This window comes from Halomonas cerina, assembly GCF_014192215.1.
GTDB classification, from domain to species: Bacteria; Pseudomonadota; Gammaproteobacteria; order Pseudomonadales; family Halomonadaceae; genus Halomonas; species Halomonas cerina.
Genome location: NZ_JACHXP010000050.1, coordinates 1 through 1,719, shown reverse-complemented (window position 1 = coordinate 1,719; position 1,719 = coordinate 1). Strand labels below are relative to the sequence as shown.

General features: G+C 64.1%; 1 protein-coding gene. It reads right to left on the bottom strand.

Going from position 1 to position 1,719, the window contains the following annotated elements; translation table 11 throughout:
- Positions 1-234: 234 nt before the first annotated feature.
- Positions 235-1,653 (bottom strand): IS1380 family transposase, encoded by a 1,419-nt coding sequence (locus FHR94_RS19405; protein WP_183328412.1) that lies wholly within the window; start codon positions 1,651-1,653, stop codon positions 235-237.
- Positions 1,654-1,719 lie beyond the last annotated feature (66 nt).

The window sequence follows — 1,719 nt, the reverse complement described above, 5'->3', positions numbered from 1 at the left end:
CCCGCCTAATTCACGAGGGCTCTGATCAGGCGGTCTGAAGCTACGTTTCATCGGCATCATTCGTCAGGTTCCGCCTTTCTGGCGTGAGAGCCAGCTCAGTAATGCCTGAATGCTGGTTTCCCTTCGATCTTCTATAACTCTTTGGAATCAAACCTGACCATCAATGCAGCCGTGATCACCGGCCGTCTCTGCGGTCGCTCGGCTTCCTGGTGCTGTGGTGGTGTTGCTGGAACATCAGCTCAGCGCGGTCAGCTTCGGCAGCCCCTTCAGCAGCGTCGGCCACCACTTGTCGGCGGCGGCGCCGAGGTGAACGGCGATGCGTCGGGCGTGCAGCGACAAGGTGGCGGCGACCTTGAGCACCTGCTCGCGCATCCGGCTCAGGCTCCAGCCGTGCCGAGTCTGCCGCTCCAGCAGGCAGCGCAGGCCATGCAGGACCTGGTAGGCGTAGAGGCTCAGCAGCAGGCTCGCCTCGTTGCGGGCCATCACGTCCTGGACGGTGGAGGCGCCCCGATCCGTCGATGAGAGGTGTACGTCGAGCGCCGACTTCACCTCGCCCATGTGCGCCTCGGCGCTGCCGCGCTTGCGGTAGAGCGCCAGGACCTTCTCCGGCGGCCAGTCGAACTTGCCGAGGTTGGTGACCAGGAAGAAGGCATGCAGCAGCAGATCATCGGGACGTTCCTGCACCACCAACACCACGCGCCGTGGCGCTGGCCAGGAACCGGCTTGGTACACAAGGTCATGGCACCATTCCCGAGGTTGCTCCGGTGGCCGGCCTCGTGGCCGCTTCAGGTGCGGCGCCGCCAGTTTCTGCAGGCCCTTGTGACTGCGAAGCCGGCCCAGGTACTCGATGTCGCGCTCTTCCAGGGCCTCCAGCGTCGCGTTGTCGGTGAACCCGGCGTCGATGCGTACCCGCACCTGGGCCCCGGTACTTTCATTGAGTCGCCGCACCAGATGGGGAATCCAGGTATCGGCATTTTCGGCCGGACCGGCGTTACCCTCGCGCAGCAGCCCGCCCACCATGTCGCCGGTTTCGGCCAGCGAGGCGACCAGCGGCGAGTAGATGCGGGCACTGTAAAGCCCGTGATACGCCGAACCGCCCTGGTGGCCATGGACCTCGATCGGCAAGCCATCGATGTCCAGAGTCAGCTGCTTGGGACGTTCGCCGTTCTTCAGCGAGGTCAGGCGCCAGACCACCAGTCGCAGCAAGCCTTCGTGCACGGCATCGATGTTGTCGTTGCGCCCGAGGCAGGTCAGCAGCCGCGACAGCGTGGCTTGAGAGGGCCGGGCCTGCGCCAAGGGTGTCATCCCGCGCGCATCGCTGCAGGCCAGCTGCCAGAGCGGATCACGGCGCAGGATGTCGGTATCGCTGAGATCGATCCAGCCCATGGCGCGCTGCAGCACCAGGGTACGCAGCTGGCTGGCCAGCGAGTGGCGGATGCGTAGCGGATTGCGTTGGTCGACCAGATTGTCTTCGAGGGCCTCGATCATGCCGCTGTTATCGAGGGCTTCACGCAGCAGCAGCGCGCCGCTGTCGCTGGTGGTTCGCTGGCCGCTCAGCTCGACACGGACAGAGCCGTTGCAGGAGGGCGTCCAGGTGGATAGGCTTTCACCCATAGCGGATGGTTCTCTTGGATCAGGTTCTTGGCGGAACACACTGATTTTTCAAGAGCATACCATCCGCTATCTTCGTTTTCAGACCACCCTCATGAATAAGGCGGG